Origin of the sequence: Blattabacterium cuenoti, assembly GCF_014252415.1 — a bacterium.
Classification (GTDB): Bacteria; Bacteroidota; Bacteroidia; order Flavobacteriales; family Blattabacteriaceae; genus Blattabacterium; species Blattabacterium cuenoti_Y.
The window spans coordinates 463,227-483,380 of record NZ_CP059223.1; the positions used below are offsets into that span (position 1 = coordinate 463,227).

Consider the following 20,154-nt stretch of genomic DNA (forward strand, 5'->3'; position numbering starts at 1 on the left):
TGCATGCATGAAATTAAATGAGATTCAAAAAAAGATAGTAAAAACTATTTATGGACCAGTTTTAGTAATTGCAGGAGCTGGATCAGGAAAAACTAGAGTTTTAGTATATAGAATTATTTATATGATTAAAAATATTGGAATAAAACCTTCCAATATATTAGCTCTTACTTTTACAAAAAAAGCTGCAGAAGAAATGAAAAATAGAATATCTAATTTAATAGATAAATCTTTGTCAAAAAAAATAAAAATAGGTACATTTCATTCTATTTTTTCTAATATCTTAAGAAAAGAATCTCACTACATAGGATTTAATCCTGATTATACTATATATGATCGAAAAGATTCAGAAAACATAATAAAAAAAATTTTAAAAAATTTAAATCTTGATAAGTCATTTAATTATAAAGATATTTTAAAAAAAATATCTTTATATAAAAACAATTTTTTTTTAAAAAAAAAAATAGAAAATCCATTTAAAAAAATTTATGATTTATATACATTAAAATGTTTTCAATCGAAAGCTATAGATTTTGATGATATATTATTATATACTTATCGTTTATTTTATTTATATCCAAAAGTACTTAATAAATATCAAGAAAAATTTAAATATATTTTAGTTGATGAATATCAAGATACTAATTCATCTCAAAGTATTATTATAAAATTTTTATCAAAAAAATATAATAACATATTTGTAGTAGGAGATGATGCTCAATCTATTTATAATTTTCGTGGTGCAAATATATCTAATATTAAAAATTTTCATATTGAATATAAAAAAACTAAAATATTTTATTTAGAACAAAATTACAGATCTACTAATTATATAGTTCAAATATCTAATAAAATTATTTCATTTAATAAAAATCAAATTTTAAAAAAAATATGGACAAACAATGAACAAGGAGAAAAAATTAAAATTTATGAAGCTTCATCTGAGAAAGAAGAAGTATTATATATCATAGATTCTATTCTTTCTATTATAAAAAAAAAAAAATATGAATATAAAGATTTTGCAATATTTTATAGGACTAATTCACAATCTTACATTATTGAATATCTTTTAAAAGAAAGAAAAATTCCATACAAAATATATGGAAATATTTCTTTAATAAAACGGAAAGAAATTCAAAACTTACTACTATATTTAAAGTTTATAAATAATCCTAATGATGAAGAATTATTGTTACGTATTTTACAAAAAAATAATATTAGACATAAAAAAACAATTAATTTTATATTAAAATTAATAGAAAAATACAAAAAATATAATATTTTTGATATTTTAAGTAATATTGATCTTTATGATAAGAAATCTATAATTAATAAAAAAACTAAATGTAAAATAAAAAAAATATTTTTTTTATTAAAAATAATATTTTTAAAAAAAGAAAATATAAACGTATACGAAATAATAAAAGATATAATTAATCTAATTTTATTGGAACAAATAAAGGAAGAAAAAAATAAAAATTATTATATTCATCAATTATATTATTTTTTTACACAAAAAATTAAACTTAAAGAAAGAATTTCTTTATCAAAATTTCTTCAAAATTTTTATTTTGATAATAAAATTTATATTGATGAAAAAAAAGAAATAGAAAATAAAGTTTCATTAATGACTATCCATTTATCTAAGGGATTAGAATTTCCTATTGTTTTTATTACTGGATTAGAAGAAAATATTTTTCCATCAAGATCAAATATTAATGAGATATCAAAAATTGAAGAAGAACGTCGTTTATTTTATGTAGCAATTACAAGAGCTAAAAAATTAGCAATTTTAACATATGCAAAATGTAGATTATTATGGGGAGAAAAAAAAAATAATATTCCTAGTCGTTTTATTAAAGAAATAAAAAATAATGATCATATTATTTCTTATGATAAAAAAGAAAAAGAATATAATTTTATAAAAAAAGGAATTAAAGTATTTCACAAAAAATTTGGGGTAGGAATCATTCTCTATTTAAAATATAATAATCAAATAGCTATTATTGATTTTCAAAAATTAGGAAAAAAAAAAATTTTATTGAGTTTAAATAAATTAACTTTTTATCCATAAAATTATTTTATGAATTTAAAAAAAACTATGATAAGTAGTTTTTTTATACAAAAAATGATATGTTTTTTTGCCATAATTTTATTTTGTATAAAACTTATTACTTGGCGTATTACATCATCTCTTTCCATATTTAGTGATGCAATGGAAAGTTTAACCAATATAATTAGTAGTATAATAGGTTTATGTAGTTTATATATTTCTTCTTTACCAAAAGATAAAAATCATCCATATGGACATGGAAAAATAGAATTTATATCTACCGCTATCGAAGGGTTTTTAATATCTGTAATAAGCTTTACAATATTTATAAATACTTTTACAAGAATTAGATATAACTTTTATCATAAATCATCACTATTATCAAAGTTAGATTGTGGTATATTATTGATGTTTTTAACTTCTATAATTAATTATTTTCTTGGGTTTTTAGCTTGTAAAATTGGTAATAAAAATAAAACTTTAACATTAATAGCAAGTGGAAAACATCTTAAAATGGATACATATTCTACTTTTGGAATAGCAATTGGATTAATATTTTTAAATAAAACAAAATGTATTTGGATTGACCCCATTATTTCTATCATTTTATCTTTTTTCATTCTGTATACAGGGTTTAAATTATTAAGAAACGCTACTGCTGGTATTATGGATGAAACTGATAAAAATCTTTTAAAAAAATTGTCTTTTTATCTTAATGAAAAAAGATCTATTTATTGGATAGATCTTCATCATTTAAAAATTATTAAATATGGTAGTGCCCTACATATTGATTGTCATCTAACCGTTCCTTGGTTTTTTAATATAAAAGAAGCTAATAAAGAAGTAAGAAAATTAACAATTTTAACCAAATATAAATTTGGAACTAAAGTAGAATTATCCGTACATGTAGATGCATGTTCTAAATTTGATTGTATATTTTGTTTTAATAAAACTTGTCAAGTTAGAAAACATCCTTTTCATAAAAAAATACTTTGGACGTTAAATCAAACTTCTTATATAGAAAAAAAACAGAATTATAATAAAAATAATTCTAAGTTGATTAAAAAAACATTATAATACAAACAATTACTTGATTTTTTATAAAAAATTAAAAATAGATTTTAATATGGAATATAATACTAATCGATTTAGACTGGTGATACCAGAATATGGTAGAAATATTCAAAAAATGATAGATTTTGCAATACAAATAAAAAATAGAAAAAAAAGAAATAAATGTGCATTAGGAATTATAAAATTAATGACGGATTCTAATTACAAAAATAAATATAATAAAAAAATTTTTCCTTTTTTTCAACATAAATTATGGAATCAATTATTGATTATGTCTAATTATCAATTGGATATTGATACACCTTTTCCAAAACCAAATCCAGAAAAAAAAAATAATGTTTTAAAAAAAATTGTTTATCCAGAATACTTAAATAGTTTTAGATATTATGGAAAAATTATTAGAGATATGATCAATGTAGCTATAAATTGTAAAAATGAACAAAAAAAAGAAGGATTACTATATGCTATTGCAAATACCATGAAAAAAAATTATTTAAGGTGGAATAAAAATATGGTAGAAGATGATGTAATATTTAAAGATTTAATAAAACTTTCAAATGGAAAAATTTGTATTATAAATAATAATATGGACCCATTATTACAATGTTCTCAAATTTTAAGAAGAAATTTTAATTCTAGAATTAGAAAATAATAAATATTAAACAATGGGAATATTCAGAATAAAAGGAGGAAAATCTTTAAAAGGAGAAATAAAACCACAAGGTGCTAAAAACGAATCATTACAAATATTATGTGCAGTATTACTAACTTCAGAAAAATTAAGAATTAATAATATCCCAGAAATAGGTGATGTAAAATGTTTAATGCATATTCTGAGTAATTTAGGAGTTATAATAAAAAAAAAAGGAATTGGAGATTATACATTTCAAGCAAAAAATATAAATATTGAATATTTAAATACAAAAAATTTTTATGAAAAATATGGAAAATCTATAAGAGGATCTATTATGATAGCTGGGCCCTTATTAACTAGATTTAAAAAAGTATGTATACCTATTCCTGGGGGGGATAGAATTGGTCGTAGAAGACTAGATGCGCATTTAACAGGATTAAAATTATTAGGAAGTACAATTACTTATAAAAGTAATAATAAATGTTTTTATTTATATACGAATAATAAAAAATTAATAGGAAACTATATTTTGATGGAAGAAGCTTCAATAACAGGTACTGCTAATATTATAATGGCGGCAACTTTAGCCGATGGAGAAACAATTTTATATAATGCTGCATGCGAACCATATATACAACAATTATGCAAGCTTCTTAATAAAATGGGAGCCAAAATAAAAGGAATTGGAACTAATCTAGTTAAGATAAAAGGTGTAAAAAAACTAAAAGGAGGTAACCATACCATTTTGCCTGATATGGTGGAAATTGGTAGTTGGATTGGATTAGCTGCTATAACATGTTCAGAAATAAGGATAAAAAATGTTAATTGGAACAATCTGGGGGTTATTCCAAATATTTTCAAAAAAATGGGGGTTAAAATAAAAAAAGAAAAAGATGACATTTTCATTCCATCTCAAAAATCCTATCGAATAAAAAAATTATTAAATAATGCAATATTAACAATCTCTGATGCACCATGGCCAGGATTAACACCTGATTTATTAAGTATACTAATTGTAGTTGCTACACAAGCAGATGGAAGTGTATTGATTCACCAAAAAATGTTTGAAAGTAGATTATTTTTTGTAGATAAATTAATTGAAATGGGAGCACAAATTATATTATGTGATCCTCATAGAGCAACTGTTATCGGATTAAATCATCAATCCTATTTAAAAGGATCTATACTAAATTCTCCTGATATCAGAGCCGGCATATCTCTTTTAATAGCAGCACTATCTGCTAAAGGAATTAGCATTATAAATAATATAGAACAAATAGATAGGGGATATGAAAAAATAGAAAAAAGATTACAAAATTTAGGGGCTGATATATCCAGGATAGAATAACAAAAAAAATATTAAATATTGAAAATAATTATGGAAAAATTTGAATATATAACTAAAAAAGGATTAAAAAAATTACAAAAAGAAATAGAAAGATTAGAAAATATAGAACGTCCAAAAATATCTCTTCAAATAGCAGAAGCTAGAGATAAAGGTGATTTATCAGAAAATGCTGAATATGATGCCATAAAAGAAGCACAAAGTATGTTAGAAATAAATATAGCTAAATTAAAAAAAAAATTATATAATACAAGAATTATAGATGGTGAAAAAATAAATAAAACTAGAGTATCTATTCTCTCTACGGTAAAAGTAAAAAATATTTCTTGTGAAAAAGAACAAATATACACCTTAGTTCCAGAAGGTGAAGCCGATTTAAAATCAGGAAAAATATCCATTAATACTCCTATATCTATAGGATTATTAGGTAAACAAGTAGGACAAATTGCACAAATTGAATTACCTAATAAAATGACAATTTATTATAAAATATTAGAAATTACTTTTAATGAAACATAATATTTTTCGTAAGATAATTGATAATGAAATTATTTCTTATAAAATAGCTGAAAATATTGATCATTTAGCTTTTTTAGATATATATCCATTAAAAATAGGACATACATTAGTTATTCCAAAAAATAATTATGAGAAAAAAATTTTTTCTATGTCAGAGAAAAATTTTATTTCTATAATGATTTTTTCTAGAAAAATAGCCATAGGAATAGAAAAATCAATACCTTGTAATCGTGTGGGGATGTTTATTATGGGTTTTGAAATTCCTCATATACATATCCATCTTATACCAATGGATAAAGAATCTGATGCCGATTTTTTTTCAGAAAGAATAAATTTATCTAAAGAAAAATTTAAATTGATATCTAATAAAATAAAAAATTCAGTTATACTATAATTTTTTTTTATAATTAAAATGAAATAAAATTTTCAATCCTTTTATCGTATGTAATTTATCGTTAATATGAATTTTTCTTGTTAAAGGAGCGTATATATGCGATAAACCTCCAGTTGCAATAACAAAACATTTTATTCCTATTTCTTGATTAACTTTATCAATTAATCCTTCTATCATGCTTAAGTATCCATATATAATTCCACTTTGAATACATAATTCGGTATAATTACCCAGTACAGTAAGTGGTTTTTTTAATTTGATCTTAGGTAATTGAGATGTGTTACCTACTAAAGATATTAATGAACTATTAATTCCAGGAGCAATAATTATACCTTTAATTACTCCATTTTTATCAATACAAGTTAAACTTAAAGCAGTACCAAAATCAATTATTAAGGTAGTAGTACGTTTATATATTTCGTTTGATGCCACTGCATTAGCATATAAATCTGTTCCTAATTGATGAGAGTAATGTTTAACAGATGAGGTAGAATATCTATTAACTATGAAGGGATCAATTTTATATATCTTTTTTAAAGATTGTATAATTATTCTTGTTAAAGAAGGTACTACAGATCCAATTACAATGTATTTTATTTTTTTTAATAAAATATTATTTTTTTTATATATATTCATGAATAATAAAGTATATTCATCTAATGATCTATGATAACTAGAACTAATAATCCATGAGTAATTACATTTTAAATTATTAAATTTTTTTTTAAATAAACCAAAACGAATATTTGAATTTCCAATATTTACGGTTAATAACATTTTTTAATAAAAATAGGTTGTTATTATAATATTTAATTTTTTAAAAGTATAATAATATGAATAATCCGATTTATATAAAAGATAATTATAAATTTTTTAGTTCAAAAAATTCTAAAAATTTTACAATTGTAATGATTCATGGATTCATGGGGAGCTCAAAAATATGGGAACCTATATATAATGTCCTTTATAAAAAATTTAGGATCATTTTAATAGATGTACCTGGTCATGGATATAGTACATTTTTTAAAAAAAATATATTAACGATGGAATATATTGCTGATTTAATTATAAAATATGTACTAAAAAAAAATAATATAGAAAATGCTATTTTTTTTGGTCATTCTATGGGAGGTTATATTTCTTTAGCTATCGCAGAAAAAGTACCTAAATTATTTTTAGGATTATGTTTACTTCATTCTACTACGAAATCTGATACTATTGAAAAACAAAAAATTCGTATTAATTCAATTAAACTTATAAAAAATAATTATAATAATTTTGTAATAAAAACTATTAAAAAATGGTTTAATCCCAATAAAATTTATTTATTAAAAAATGAGATTAATTTTACTAAAAAAATAGCTTTATTAAATTATAATCAAGGAATTATATCTACTTTGATGGGAATAGCATTTAGAAAAGAAAGAAGTTTTCTTTTAAAGAAATATTCATTTCCTAAATTATATATAATGGGGAAATATGATTTAATTTTAAATAAAAAAGAAATATATGAAGAAGTTAGTAAAGGAATTAATACCAATATTATAGAAATACCTACTGGACATATGGGGCATGTAGAATCCCCCAAAAGAGTTATAAGTATACTAGAAAAATTTATATATTCAGTATAAATCTATGATATATAATAAAAAATATATTAGAAAAATTTATTTGTTTAATAGAATAAATCATTTTTCAAAAAATGATATTTATAATATGAGTTATGAAATTTTTTATAGATTAAAAAAAATTTCTATTTGGGAAAAAAATATTTTCCATATTTTTTTATCTATAGAAAAATTAAATGAAGTCAATACATTTATGATTGTTCATCATCTTTTAAAAAAAAGAAAAATTATTACTATTCCTCATACAAATTTTAAAAATTTTTATATTAATAATTGTATTCTTGAAAAGAATACAATTTTAATAAAAAATAAATATGGAATATTAGAACCATATTATAAAAAATTAATGAATCCTATATTTATTGATGTTATATTTTTACCATTAATAATTTTTGATCATAAAGGTTATAGGGTAGGTTACGGAAAAGGTTTTTATGATAAATTTATTTTTTTATGTAAAAAAAATATTATTAAAATAGGATTAAGTTTTTTTAATCCTATAGAAATAATATATGATATAAATGATAATGATTTAAATTTAGATTTAGGAATAACTCCTTATAATACATTTTTTTTTAATAAAAAATTAATTAAAAAAAAATTTAAAAATATCCCAAACTAAAACAATGATCATTAAAAAACTAATTATTAAAAATCCAATATTGGTGACACGTTTTAATATTATTTCACTATATTTTTTACCTATAATCATTTCTAGTAAAATAAAAACTATATAACCACCATCTAATGATGGAATTGGAAGAAAATTTATAAATGCTAACCAAATAGATAAAGTTGCAGTTATATTCCAAAATATATACCAATTCCATGTATTTGGAAATTCCTTAGCTATAGAAAAAAAACTTCCTATTTGTTTATAAGCTTTAGTATTTAAATCAAAAATATTTTTAAAAAATGATATTTGATTTTTTAATATAATCCATGATTTTATAAAACTATGTAAAAAACTATTAATTATAGAATAATTTTTTTTTTCGATAGAGAAAATTTTATGAATTCCTAAAAAATTTTTTAAATGAACTCCAATAATATTTTTATAATTAAATGGAATTGTTTTTTTAATAAAATTTCCATTTCGATTAATACCTATTACAATATTTTTACCTTTATTATTATCAATAATATTTCGTAATTGATCTCGAAACATAATGGGATAATAATTAATAGTTAGTATTTCATCATTTGAATATAATTTATATTTATCTGCATAAGATTTTTTTATAACTTTATCTATAATAGGAGGTACTCTAGGTTGTAAAAATAAACTTAATTTACTTTCGTTAAAGAAAAATTTTTTTTTATCATATAATAAAAGATTAATAACCTTTCCATTTCTATTTATAACTATTGTATCACCTAATAAAATTAATCTTGTAAGATTATTAAAATAATAACATGGTTCATTATTAATAGATAATATTTTATCTCCATTTTTTAATCCTATTTTATATCCTATATTATTTACTTCAATTCCATATGGAACATTTTTTATTGGTAAATTAGACTCTCCATATTTAAATGTTAATAATGAAAATATAATAATGGATAAAAAAATATTAAAAATTATTCCTCCTGAAATTATTAAAAATTTTTTTATTGGTGACTTAGATCTAAATTCCCATTTTTTAAGTGGAATTTCTTTTTCATCATTAACCATACCAGATATTTTTATATAACCACCTAACGGAATCCATCCTATTCCATAAATAGTTTTACCTATTTTTTTTTTTATAATAGAAAACCATGGATTAAAAAATAAAAAAAATTTTTCAACTCTAACTTTGAATAAAATAGAGAAAATAAAATGACCTAATTCATGAATGATAATTAGTATTGATATACTAAAAATTAATTGTATAAAACGTTCAAACATAGATAGTATTATCCATAAATTATTTTAGATAAATTTTTAAAATATTTTTTATTGCTAATTATTCTTTATTTTATATATGATATAACTGAAATATACAAAAAATTTTGAATTTATCTGATCTAAAAAAAGGAAAAAAAGGTATTATTAAAGGATATAAAAACGATAATTTTCCTATAAAATTATTAGAATTAGGAATTTTACCTGGAGTAGAATTTGAAATAGTTTTTGTGTCAATTTTTTGTGATCCACTATGTATTAGTTATAATCAATCTTGTTTAGCATTAAGAAAAAAAGAAGCAGAAAATATATTAATTGAACCTATATGATATGATTTAATTTATTTATATCATTAGATTATGAATAAAAATAAAGTTATTAAACTAGCTCTAGTAGGAAATCCTAATGTTGGAAAAACATCTTTATTCAATAAACTTACTGGTCTAAATCAAAAAATAGGAAATTATACAGGAGTAACAGTTGATAAAAAAATTGGTTTTTTCCATCATAAAGAAAATTACTATCAGATAATAGATTTACCTGGAACGTATAGTATTTATCCTTCATCTGAAGATGAAGAAATAATTATGAGATTACTATTAAATAAAAAAAGTACAGATTATCCAGATAAAATCATTGTTGTAGCTGATTCTTCTAACATAAAAAAAAGTTTGTTTTTATTAAGACAAATACAAGACTTAGGATTTCCAGTGTTATTTGTGTTAAATATGATAGATGAAGCAAAAAAAAATGGAATATTAATAAATATAAAAAAAATAAAAAAATTACTTTTTACAGATGTTGTTTCAGTTAATGCAAGAAAAGGACATGGATTAAATATTTTAAAATATAAATTAGAAAATCATCAAATAAATAAAAAAAAATTTTTTTTTAATCCAGAATCCTATTATTTTTCTGCTATAAAAGAAATAAAAAAAAATTTTTTAATTAATTCTTATCAATCTTGGTATTATTTATCGTCTAATAAAATTTTTAATTTTCAATCAAATTATAAAAATATTATAATAAAAAAAATTAAAAAAAAATATGGAATCATTTCTAGAAGATTACAAATAAAAGAAACTATAGTAAGATATGAAGAAATTAATAAAATTTATTCTAATACAATTTATCATATAAAAAAAAATAATTCAAATTTTTCTAGAAAAATTGATGATATTCTAATTATACATCCAATATTTGGATATATAACATTTTTTTTTATTTTATTTTTTATTTTTCAGTGTATATTTTTTTGGGCAGAACTTCCAAAAAATTACATAGAGTTTTTTTTTTCATTCTTTCAAAAAAAAATAGAAAATATTTATCATGGTCCATTAAGCAATTTTTTATCACAAGGAATAATACCTGGAATAATAACTGTTCTTACTTTTGTTCCACAGATTTCTATTCTTTTATTTTTTTTATTCCTTATGGAAGAAAGTGGTTATATAAATAGAGTAGTTTTTTTAATGGATAAAATTATGCGTCCTTTTGGATTAAATGGGAAAAGTATTGTTCCAATGATTTCTAGTATTGCATGTGCAATTCCTGCTATCATATCATCTAGACATATAGAAAATTATAGAGATCGTTTGATAACAATATTAATAACTCCTTTTATCGCTTGTTCTGCAAGATTACCTGTTTATATATTAATAATTTCTTTAATCATACCCAATAAAAAATGGTATATTTTTCAATTAAGAGGACTAATGTTGATGATGATGTATTTAATAGGAATTATATCAGCTTTTATTGTAGCTATGATTTTAAATAAAATTCTAAAAAAAAATTATAATAGCCATTTAATTATAGAAATTCCAACTTATAAAGTTCCTATATTAAAAAATATATTTATAAATATATGGATACATATTAAATCATTTATTTTTAATACAGGAAAAATAATATTATTAACAAATATAATAATTTGGGTATTAGGATCATACGGACCAAATAAAAAAAATATCTTTTCTATAAAAGAACAAAAACTTAATAAATCTTATCTTGGTTTATTAGGAAAAAAAATTGAACCTATTATTCATCCATTAGGATATGATTGGAAAATAGGAATTGGATTATTATCATCCTTTGTAGCAAGAGAAGTTTTTGTTAGCACTATGAACTCTCTATATAAAATAGAACATCAAAAAAAAGAAGATTTAAATGAGAAAATGAAAAAAGATCTTAATAAAGATACAAAAAAACCAATTTATAATTTTTCAACAGGTTTATCTCTATTATCTTTTTATACATTTTCTATGCAATGTACAAGTACTTTATTTATTATTAAAAAAGAAACTAAATCATGGATTTTCCCTACATTTCAATTTATTTTTATGACAATATTGTCATATATAACATCGTTTTTAATATATCAAACATTAAATATATGTGGGAACATATAATTATACTTATTATTTTTATAATTTCTATCTTAATTCTTTTAAAGAATGCATTATTAAATAATAAAAAAAAATTTGTTTGTAAAAAACAATGTATATGTAAAAAATAATTTTAATTATATTTTACTTGATACATGATTCTATAACATTGTGAAAAAAATCTGGTAAGGATAACCCTGCAGATTTTAATTGTTTAGGAAAAATACTTTCTTTTGAAAATCCAGGTATTGTATTAATTTCTAAAAAAAATGGGGTTTTATCTACAACAATATATTCTGCTCTAGACATACCAGATAAATTTAAAATTTCATATACTTTTTTAGCAATTTTTATAATATTATTTTCAATCTCAAATGATAATTTTGCTGGAGTTATTTCTTGAGATTTTCCAGAATATTTTGATTGAAAATCAAAAAAATCGTTTTGACTAATTATTTCTGTTATAGGTAAAACTTTAATTTCATTATTAAATGAATATACTCCAACTGATACTTCTTTCCCTTTTAAAAAAGATTCAATTATAATTTCTTTATCTAATCGAAAAGCTTTTTCTAATGCAGAATCTAACTCATTTTTTTTATTAATTTTACTTATTCCTAAACTAGATCCAGATTTACTAGGTTTTACAAAACAAGGAATTCCTATTTTATCTAAAATATTTTTTTTACAAAAATTCTGATTTTTATTTATAAAAAGATAATTAGGGACATTTATCCCAAAATCTTTTAAAAATGGTAAACAATATTTTTTATTAAATGTTATATTAGAATGATAAAAATCACAACCAGTATATGGAATTTTTAATAAATCAAAATAAGCTTGTAAAATTCCATCCTCACCAGGAGTACCATGTATAGCAATAAATACACAGTCAAAAATTAATTTGCAATTGTCTATGATTACAGAAAAATCATCTTTATTTATTGAATATTCATGATTTTCATCTATTTTTACTACCCATTTTTCTTTTGAAATATGAACTTCATATGGATCATATCTTTTTTTGCATAAATTTTTAAAAATGAATTTACCACTTTTTAATGAAATAGATGATTCACCTGAAAAACCTCCCATTACAATAGCTATTTTTTTCATTATTTACATGTTTTCAAAAAATATAATAATAAAATTAAAATTATTATTGGTATTTTATTAAGTATTTATAAATTTTCTATGGTGAAAATAAAATATTTATTTATTATAATAATCAATATACTATTTTCCATATTTTTAGTACATAAAATATCACAGATAACATTTAGGTGGATTGATTCTTACACTAAACATGGAATTTATGTAATTGTACCAAACCTACAGTATTTAACTCTTTCAAAATCTATATCTATAATAGAAAAATTAGGTTTAAAATATAATATAAAAAATATTTATAAAAATGAAATTAAGTCATTTAATAAACATAAAGTTATATATATATATCCTAAATATGGATCTTGTGTAAAAAAAGGGAGATGTATTTTTATATGGATCAATTATAATTCTAAAGAATTATTTAAACCTGTCTTACCAAATATTTTAAATAAAACAGAATCCACAGCTATAGATATTCTCAATAAAAATCATATTCTAATTAAAAAAATTAAATATCACAAAGTAAAAAATAATAATAGAAATAATATAGTATTAAAAGTTATTTACAAAAATCAAGTAATCAATCATGGATATTTATTCCCTTTTTATAAAAATTATATTACTTTAATAATAGGAAAAATAGATAATAATCTTACACCTATTCCTAATGTAATTGGAATGACTACAAATCATGCAATTCCTATTTTTATAGAAAAAAAATTAAAAAAAATTATTTATCATGTTGATAATAAAATATATACTATATTTATTAATAACGTATGGAATAATAATATTTTTAATAAATATAAAAATAAAAAAATTTATAAACAATATCATTATAATGAAATTATTCACATATGGATTAAATCAAAAAAAAATACGATTGATAAAAATGATATAGATCATAAAACTGAAAAAAATACGATTGATAAAAATGATATAGATCATAAAATTGAAAAAAATACGATTGATAAAAATGATATAGATCATAAAATTGAAAAAAATACGATTGATAAAAATGATATAGATAACAATATAATTCATAGAAAATTTTTAGGAAATACAAAGAACAAATCGCAAGGGAATACAAAGAATAAAACGCAAGGAAATACAAAAAACAAATCGCAAGGAAGTATAAAGAATCAATCACAAGGAAATACAAAGAATAAAACACAAGGAAATACAAAGAATAAAACGCAAGGAAATACAAAGAATAAAACGCAAGGGAATACAAAGAATAAAGCGCAAGGAAATACAAAGAATAAAACGCAAGGGAATACAAAGAATAAAGCGCAAGGAAATACAAAGAATAAAGCGCAAGGAAGTATAAAAAATCAATCACAAGGAAATACAAAGAATAAAACGCAAGGAAATACAAAGAATAAAACGCAAGGGAATACAAAGAATAAAGCGCAAGGAAGTATAAAAAATCAATCACAAGGAAATACAAAGAATAAAACGCAAGGGAATACAAAGAATAAAACGCAAGGAAATACAAAGAATAAAGCGCAAGGAAGTATAAAGAATCAATCACAAGGAAATACAAAGAATAAAGCGCAAAGAAGTATAAAGAATCAATCACAAGCACAAGGAAATACAAAGAACAAATCGCAAGGGATCATCAATAATAAAACGCAAGGAAATACAAAGAACAAATCGCAAGGAAATACAAAGAACAAATCGCAAGGAAATACAAAGAATAAAACGAAAGGAAGTATAAAGAACAAATCGCAAGGGAATATAAAGAATAAAACACAAGGAAATACAAAGAATAAAACACAAGGAAATACAAAGAATAAAACGCAAGGGAATATAAAGAATAAAACACAAGGAAATACAAAGAATAAAACGAAAGGAAGTATAAAGAATAAAGCGAAAGGGAGTACAAAAAAATCAAAACCATATAGTTTATGCTAAGGAAATAATAAAATATTAATATAAAAATGAATACCATTTTAATAGGAAAAAATCAAAAAAAAATTCGTATAGATCAATTTATAAAAAATAAAATTCATCACATTAGTAGAAATCAAATACAAAAATATATTAAAATGGGATACATTCTAGTTAATAAACGTATTATAAATAATAATTATATAATTCAACCATATGATCATATTAAAATTGATATACCATTAAAAACTCCAATAAAAAAATTAAATTTTATTTCAGAAAAAATTGATATAAATATTATACATGAAGATGATGATATTTTAATTATAAATAAACCATCTGGTATGGTAGTTCATCCAGGATATGGTAACGAATCTGGTACGTTAATTAACGGTATTAAATATTACTTAAATTCAAAATGTTCAAATTTATATAGATGTGGATTAGTACATAGGTTAGATAAAGATACTTCAGGTATATTGGTTGTAGCAAAAAATAATAAATCTCAAAAAAATTTAATAAAACAATTTTTTTATAGAAAAATTCACAGAGAATATATAGCTCTAGTATGGGGTAAAATTCCAAAAAAATGTGGTATAATTAATGGTTTTATTAAAAGAAATCCAAAAGATAGAAAAAAAATGATTAATAGTAATTTTGATAATTACGGTAAATACTCCATAACTTATTATAATGTTATAGAAAGATTTAATAAATATTTAACATATGTTTCCTGTAAATTAGGAACCGGTAGAACTCATCAAATAAGAGTACATTTTAAATATATAGGACATCCTATTTTTAATGATTCTGTTTATAATAAAAGAAAATTTTTTTTTAAAAAAATGTCTAAAAAATATAAAATTTTTTTCAAAAAATGTTTTAAAATTTTATCAAAACAAGCTTTACATGCAGTGTCCATATCATTAATTCATCCAAATAATGGAAAAAAATGTTATTTTTATTGTCCAATACCAAACGATCTAAAAAAAGTATTAAAATTCTGTAGAGATTTTTTCCATTATAATAATATTCCATGTAATATAAAATAAGATATAGAAAAATATATAATTAATCCAATTACGTCTACTAACGTAGCTACAAATGGTGCAGATGAACTAGCTGGGTCCCCCCCAAATTTTTTTATAATAAATGGTAACATAGAACCACTAAATGTACCCCAAGAAACTACTCCTATTAAAGATAAAAATATAGTAATACCAATTAAAATCCAATGATATCCATAATTAAATAATTTCATATTATGCCATATAATAATTCGTAAAAACCCTGTAAAACCTAAAATAACTCCCAAAAAAAAACCACAAATAATTTCTCTTCTCATAACTATCCACCAATCTTTCATTTTAATTTCTTCTAAAGCCATTGCCTGAATAATTAAACTAGAAGCTTGAGATCCACTATTTCCTCCACTAGATACAACTAAAGGAATAAATAAAGATAATATGATTGCTTTTTCTATAAAAGTTGAAAATTCTTGCATGACCGTTGTAGTAAGCATTTCCCCTATAAAAAGAAGTATCAACCATCTTGCTCTTTTTTTAATCAATTTATACAAAGAAATATTTAAATATGATTGATTTATTACTTCCATTCCCCCCATTTTTTGTAAATCTTCTCTATAATTTTCATTAAAAATCCATAAAATATCATCAATAGTAACGATTCCTAATAAATAATTTTGATCATCTACAACAGGTAAAGATGTCCTATTATTCATATAAAAAATTTTAGTAGCTTCTTCTTCTGTATCAGTTACTTTTAATACATCAGTATATTTTCCATCCATTAATTCATAAACTTTTGTATTTGGATCTACTAATAAAAATTTTCCTATTTTAATATCATCTATTAATTTTCCATAATTATCTATTATATAAATAATTTCTATTATATTACTATTTTTAATTTCTTTTCTTATGGAATCTAATACTTTTTTTACCGTCCAATTTTTTTTTGCCTCTATATGATATGGTACCATTAATCTCCCCACACTATTTTCAGGATATCCTAAAGATATCAATGTTTTTTTTTTTTCTTCAGGATTTAAATATTTAATTAGATATTTTAAAAAATCTTTGGGAAGATCTTCTAAAAAAGAAACACGATCATCTACTGATAGATTATTTAAAAATTCTTTTCTTTTTATTGAATGAATTTTTTCTATAAAAATTTTTTTTATAGGAAAATCTAATACTCTAAATACAGATCTTGCTTTACAATCATTTAATAAATTAAATATATTGACTATATCATCTGTATGATCATGTATTAATTTTACTAATAGACTAATAGTTAAACTATTCAAATAGTTTCTATTTAAAAAATTATTTTTATATTCATTTTCATTAAACATTTTTATATTTTTTTAATATTGTTTTATATTATAATACAAATAAATATTATACATATTTTATAAAAATATTGTAACTAATTATTAGTAAAATGGAATACAATTTTAAAGAAATTGAAAAAAAATGGAGAAAATATTGGAAAAAAAATAATACATTTCGTATAAAAGAGAATCAAAATAAAAAATATTATATTTTAAATATGTTTCCTTATCCATCTGGATCTGGATTACATATAGGACATTGTTTAGGATATATATCATCAGATATTTATGCAAGATATAAGCGATTAAAAGGATATAATGTTTTAAATCCAATGGGATTCGATTCATTTGGATTACCTACAGAACAATATGCCATACAAACTGGAAAAAATCCATATGATATAACTTATGAAAATGAAAAAAAATATAAAGATCAAATAGATAACATAGGTATATCATTTGATTGGAGTAGAAAATTAAGTACTAGTAACCCAATGTATTATCGATGGACTCAATGGATGTTTATACAAATTTTTAATTCATGGTATGATTTAAAAGACGAAAAAGCTAAACCTATAAAAAACTTAATTAATGAATTTGAAAAAAATGGAAACTACAAAATAAATGCATATACTTCATATAATATAAAATTCCATTCAGAAACATGGAAAAATTATAATTCTTTAAAAAAAGAAACTATTCTTCAATATTATAGATTAGCATTTTTACAAAAAAGTATAGTTAATTGGTGTAATGAATTGGGAACTGTGTTAGCTAATGATGAAATAAATAATGGAAAAAGTATAAGAGGTGGACATCCTATATATAAAAAAAAAATGTTACAATGGCATATTAGAACAACTGCTTATTCAAATAGACTTATTAAAGGATTAAATTATATAAAATGTTCTAAATCTTTAAAAAAATCACAATTAAATTGGATTGGTAAATCTAAAGTAATTTCAATATTTTTTGATATATTAAATATAGGTAAAATAGAAACTATCATCTTATATCCTGAACTTATATTTGGGATAACATTTATCACATTATCAAAAAATCATTTTATTTCAAAAAAAATTTTTTACAAAAAAAATTTTCATATAGACAATAATTTAAAATTTATTGAAAATAGTGTATTTACAAATTATTATGCAATACATCCTATTACAAATGAAAAAATCCCTATTTTCATTAGTGATTTTTTTTATATAAACAATAATAATAAAGTTTATTTAGGAATACCTGGACATGACAAAATAAGTAAAACATTTTCTTCAAAATTAAATATAAAAACAATTAATGTATTAAAATACCAAATTGAAAAAAAAAATGAAGTATGTATTAATTCTAATTTAATAAATGGATTAAATAGAAAAGAAGCAAAAATAAAAATAATAGATTTTTTATTAGAAAAAGGAATAGGAAAAATGAAAATAATTTATAAAATGTACGACGCTGTTTTTTCTAGACAAAGATATTGGGGAGAACCAATACCTATATATTTTAAAAAAGGAATTCCTATTGCTATTCCTACTAATAAACTCCCTATCATTTTACCAAAAATAAAAAATTATCATCAAAAAAATAAAGATAAAAAATCTGTGTTATATAGATCAAAAAAATGGGCTTGGGATGAAAAAAAAATGAAAATAGTATCAAATCATCTTATAGATGAGATATCTGTATTTCCCATAGAAATAAATACAATGCCTTGTTGGGCTGGATCTAGTTGGTATTTCTTACGTTATATGGATATTAATAATAATTATTTTTTTTTAAGTAAAGAAAAAGAAAATTATTGGAAAAACGTTGATTTATATATTGGAGGATCCGAACATAATACTGGACATTTAATTTATGCAAGATTTTGGAATAAATTTTTAAAAGATAGAGGATGGATTAAATCAGAAGAACCATTTAAAAAAATAATAAATCAAGGTATGATATTACATCATTCAGTTATTATATTAAAAGTAATTGGGAAAAAAATATTTATATCTTATGGTTTAAAAAATTATAAAAAATATAAATTTTTATTACAAGAAATATACGTAGATATTTCTTTAATTATAGAAAAAGAAAATAATAAAATAGATCTAAATAAATTTAAAAAATTTTATCCACTATTTCATGATGCAACTTTTATTTTAGAAAAAGGAATTTTTTTCTGTAAAAGAAAATTAGAAAAGATGTCTAAATCTAAATATAACGTAATAAAACCAGATGATATATCTGAGAAATACGGGGCAGATGTATTTAGAATATACGAAATGTTTTTAGGACCTATTACACAATCTAAAATTTGGGATGAAGAAAAAATAAATGGTATAAAAAATTTTATTAAAAAATTTTGGGGACTATATCATGAAAATGGAAAATTTAATGTAATTAAAAAAAATCCTACAATTAATGAATTAAAATTATTAAATAATCTTATAAAAAAAATAGATGAAAAAATAGAGTCATATTCTTTTAATACATGTATAAGTTTTTTTATGATTTTTGTTAAAAAATTGATTAAAATGAAATGTAATAAAATAAAAATATTAGAACCATTAGTAAAATTAATTTCTCCATTTGCTCCATATATATCTGAAGAAATATGGAGAAAATTTGGAAAAAAAAGATCTATCATGTACACTAGTATTCCTAATTTTGAATCAAAATTATTATTAAATAATAAAATTAAATACATAATAATGTTTAATGGAAAATTAAAATTTATAGAAAATTTTGATTCAAAATTAACTATAGATAAAATAAAAAATAATATATTAAATCATCCTAAAACAAAAAATATTTTAAAAGAAAAAAAATTAAAAAAATTAATTATAATACCAAAAAAAATAATAAATATTTTATATTGACGA

17 protein-coding genes are annotated in these 20,154 nt (G+C 20.7%); 13 read left to right on the forward strand and 4 right to left on the reverse strand.

The annotated features are described in order from the left end of the window. Positions 1 to 7: 7 nt before the first annotated feature. The 6 genes from H0H33_RS02315 to H0H33_RS02340 are packed head-to-tail and all read left to right on the forward strand — an operon-like array spanning position 8 to position 6,016. Positions 8 to 2,071, forward strand: a complete 2,064-nt coding sequence (locus tag H0H33_RS02315) for an ATP-dependent helicase (protein WP_185877800.1) — start codon at positions 8 to 10, stop codon at positions 2,069 to 2,071. A gap of 9 nt (positions 2,072 to 2,080) precedes the next feature. Continuing rightward, positions 2,081 to 3,127: a cation diffusion facilitator family transporter gene (locus H0H33_RS02320; protein ID WP_185877801.1), complete on the forward strand. Its 1,047-nt coding sequence runs from the start codon at positions 2,081 to 2,083 to the stop codon at positions 3,125 to 3,127. Positions 3,128 to 3,176: 49 nt separating this feature from the next. Then, on the forward strand, positions 3,177 to 3,776 hold the full coding sequence (locus tag H0H33_RS02325) for a DUF4290 domain-containing protein (protein ID WP_185877802.1): 600 nt from the start codon (positions 3,177 to 3,179) through the stop codon (positions 3,774 to 3,776). Positions 3,777 to 3,789: 13 nt separating this feature from the next. Next, complete coding sequence (gene murA / locus H0H33_RS02330; protein WP_185877803.1) at positions 3,790 to 5,106, forward strand: UDP-N-acetylglucosamine 1-carboxyvinyltransferase; 1,317 nt, start codon at positions 3,790 to 3,792, stop codon at positions 5,104 to 5,106. 30 nt (positions 5,107 to 5,136) lie between these two features. Then, positions 5,137 to 5,622: a transcription elongation factor GreA gene (greA, locus tag H0H33_RS02335; protein ID WP_185877804.1), complete on the forward strand. Its 486-nt coding sequence runs from the start codon at positions 5,137 to 5,139 to the stop codon at positions 5,620 to 5,622. Further along, entirely contained in the window at positions 5,612 to 6,016 is a 405-nt protein-coding gene (locus tag H0H33_RS02340) for an HIT family protein (protein ID WP_185877805.1), read from the forward strand. The genes greA and H0H33_RS02340 overlap by 11 nt, the downstream gene beginning before the upstream one ends. Here H0H33_RS02340 and H0H33_RS02345 read toward each other — a convergent pair. Beyond that, positions 6,011 to 6,793, reverse strand: a complete 783-nt coding sequence (locus H0H33_RS02345) for a type III pantothenate kinase (protein WP_185877806.1) — start codon at positions 6,791 to 6,793, stop codon at positions 6,011 to 6,013. The two genes, H0H33_RS02340 and H0H33_RS02345, sit on opposite strands and share 6 nt — an antisense overlap. Before the next feature lie 56 nt (positions 6,794 to 6,849). Between H0H33_RS02345 and H0H33_RS02350 the strand changes: the two genes are divergently transcribed. Together H0H33_RS02350 and H0H33_RS02355 are read left to right on the forward strand one after the other, a co-directional pair. Next, positions 6,850 to 7,647 (forward strand): alpha/beta fold hydrolase, encoded by a 798-nt coding sequence (locus H0H33_RS02350; RefSeq protein WP_185877807.1) that lies wholly within the window; start codon positions 6,850 to 6,852, stop codon positions 7,645 to 7,647. A gap of 4 nt (positions 7,648 to 7,651) precedes the next feature. Further along, positions 7,652 to 8,266, forward strand: a complete 615-nt coding sequence (locus H0H33_RS02355) for a 5-formyltetrahydrofolate cyclo-ligase (RefSeq protein ID WP_185877808.1) — start codon at positions 7,652 to 7,654, stop codon at positions 8,264 to 8,266. On the opposite strand, the gene rseP is transcribed toward H0H33_RS02355, so the two are convergent. Beyond that, positions 8,231 to 9,538, reverse strand: a complete 1,308-nt coding sequence (gene rseP / locus H0H33_RS02360; RefSeq protein WP_317167109.1) for an RIP metalloprotease RseP — start codon at positions 9,536 to 9,538, stop codon at positions 8,231 to 8,233. The two genes, H0H33_RS02355 and rseP, sit on opposite strands and share 36 nt — an antisense overlap. Before the next feature lie 104 nt (positions 9,539 to 9,642). On the opposite strand from rseP, the gene H0H33_RS02365 reads away from it, so the two are divergent. Both H0H33_RS02365 and feoB read left to right on the forward strand, forming a co-directional pair. Continuing rightward, entirely contained in the window at positions 9,643 to 9,864 is a 222-nt protein-coding gene (locus H0H33_RS02365; protein WP_185877809.1) for a FeoA family protein, read from the forward strand. Between the two features lie 30 nt (positions 9,865 to 9,894). After that, positions 9,895 to 11,946 carry a ferrous iron transport protein B gene (gene feoB / locus H0H33_RS02370; RefSeq protein WP_185877810.1) on the forward strand — a complete coding sequence of 684 codons (2,052 nt, stop codon included), beginning with the start codon at positions 9,895 to 9,897 and terminating at the stop codon, positions 11,944 to 11,946. Positions 11,947 to 12,066: 120 nt separating this feature from the next. Here feoB and H0H33_RS02375 read toward each other — a convergent pair whose 3' ends face one another. Then, the gene (locus H0H33_RS02375; protein WP_185877811.1) at positions 12,067 to 13,038 is read right to left on the reverse strand and encodes a D-alanine--D-alanine ligase; all 972 of its coding nucleotides are present in this window, start codon (positions 13,036 to 13,038) and stop codon (positions 12,067 to 12,069) included. 78 nt (positions 13,039 to 13,116) lie between these two features. Between H0H33_RS02375 and H0H33_RS02380 the strand changes: the two genes are divergently transcribed. Together H0H33_RS02380 and H0H33_RS02385 are read left to right on the forward strand one after the other, a co-directional pair. Continuing rightward, on the forward strand, positions 13,117 to 14,949 hold the full coding sequence (locus H0H33_RS02380) for a PASTA domain-containing protein (RefSeq protein WP_185877812.1): 1,833 nt from the start codon (positions 13,117 to 13,119) through the stop codon (positions 14,947 to 14,949). Positions 14,950 to 14,975: 26 nt separating this feature from the next. Next, positions 14,976 to 15,977: an RluA family pseudouridine synthase gene (locus tag H0H33_RS02385; protein ID WP_185877813.1), complete on the forward strand. Its 1,002-nt coding sequence runs from the start codon at positions 14,976 to 14,978 to the stop codon at positions 15,975 to 15,977. Here H0H33_RS02385 and mgtE read toward each other — a convergent pair. After that, positions 15,947 to 17,302 carry a magnesium transporter gene (gene mgtE, locus H0H33_RS02390; protein ID WP_185877814.1) on the reverse strand — a complete coding sequence of 452 codons (1,356 nt, stop codon included), beginning with the start codon at positions 17,300 to 17,302 and terminating at the stop codon, positions 15,947 to 15,949. The genes H0H33_RS02385 and mgtE overlap by 31 nt on opposite strands. A gap of 89 nt (positions 17,303 to 17,391) precedes the next feature. Here mgtE and H0H33_RS02395 point away from each other — a divergent pair, with 89 nt between their 5' ends. Continuing rightward, positions 17,392 to 20,151, forward strand: coding sequence for a class I tRNA ligase family protein (locus H0H33_RS02395; protein WP_185877815.1), 2,760 nt, complete (start codon positions 17,392 to 17,394; stop codon positions 20,149 to 20,151). Positions 20,152 to 20,154: the final 3 nt, after the last annotated feature.

Excerpts from the sequence above, each read along its gene's own strand:
- H0H33_RS02340 (WP_185877805.1), top strand. The coding sequence starts at position 5,612 with ATGAAACATAATATTTTTCGTAAGATAATTGATAATGAAATTATTTCT.
- rseP (WP_317167109.1), bottom strand. The coding sequence starts at position 9,538 with ATGTTTGAACGTTTTATACAATTAATTTTTAGTATATCAATACTAATT.
- greA (WP_185877804.1), top strand. The coding sequence starts at position 5,137 with ATGGAAAAATTTGAATATATAACTAAAAAAGGATTAAAAAAATTACAA.
- H0H33_RS02355 (WP_185877808.1), top strand. The coding sequence starts at position 7,652 with ATGATATATAATAAAAAATATATTAGAAAAATTTATTTGTTTAATAGA.
- H0H33_RS02380 (WP_185877812.1), top strand. The coding sequence starts at position 13,117 with ATGGTGAAAATAAAATATTTATTTATTATAATAATCAATATACTATTT.
- H0H33_RS02385 (WP_185877813.1), top strand. The coding sequence starts at position 14,976 with ATGAATACCATTTTAATAGGAAAAAATCAAAAAAAAATTCGTATAGAT.
- feoB (WP_185877810.1), top strand. The coding sequence starts at position 9,895 with ATGAATAAAAATAAAGTTATTAAACTAGCTCTAGTAGGAAATCCTAAT.
- H0H33_RS02325 (WP_185877802.1), top strand. The coding sequence starts at position 3,177 with ATGGAATATAATACTAATCGATTTAGACTGGTGATACCAGAATATGGT.
- H0H33_RS02315 (WP_185877800.1), top strand. The coding sequence starts at position 8 with ATGAAATTAAATGAGATTCAAAAAAAGATAGTAAAAACTATTTATGGA.
- mgtE (WP_185877814.1), bottom strand. The coding sequence starts at position 17,302 with ATGTTTAATGAAAATGAATATAAAAATAATTTTTTAAATAGAAACTAT.
- H0H33_RS02395 (WP_185877815.1), top strand. The coding sequence starts at position 17,392 with ATGGAATACAATTTTAAAGAAATTGAAAAAAAATGGAGAAAATATTGG.
- H0H33_RS02375 (WP_185877811.1), bottom strand. The coding sequence starts at position 13,038 with ATGAAAAAAATAGCTATTGTAATGGGAGGTTTTTCAGGTGAATCATCT.
- H0H33_RS02350 (WP_185877807.1), top strand. The coding sequence starts at position 6,850 with ATGAATAATCCGATTTATATAAAAGATAATTATAAATTTTTTAGTTCA.
- H0H33_RS02320 (WP_185877801.1), top strand. The coding sequence starts at position 2,081 with ATGAATTTAAAAAAAACTATGATAAGTAGTTTTTTTATACAAAAAATG.
- murA (WP_185877803.1), top strand. The coding sequence starts at position 3,790 with ATGGGAATATTCAGAATAAAAGGAGGAAAATCTTTAAAAGGAGAAATA.
- H0H33_RS02345 (WP_185877806.1), bottom strand. The coding sequence starts at position 6,793 with ATGTTATTAACCGTAAATATTGGAAATTCAAATATTCGTTTTGGTTTA.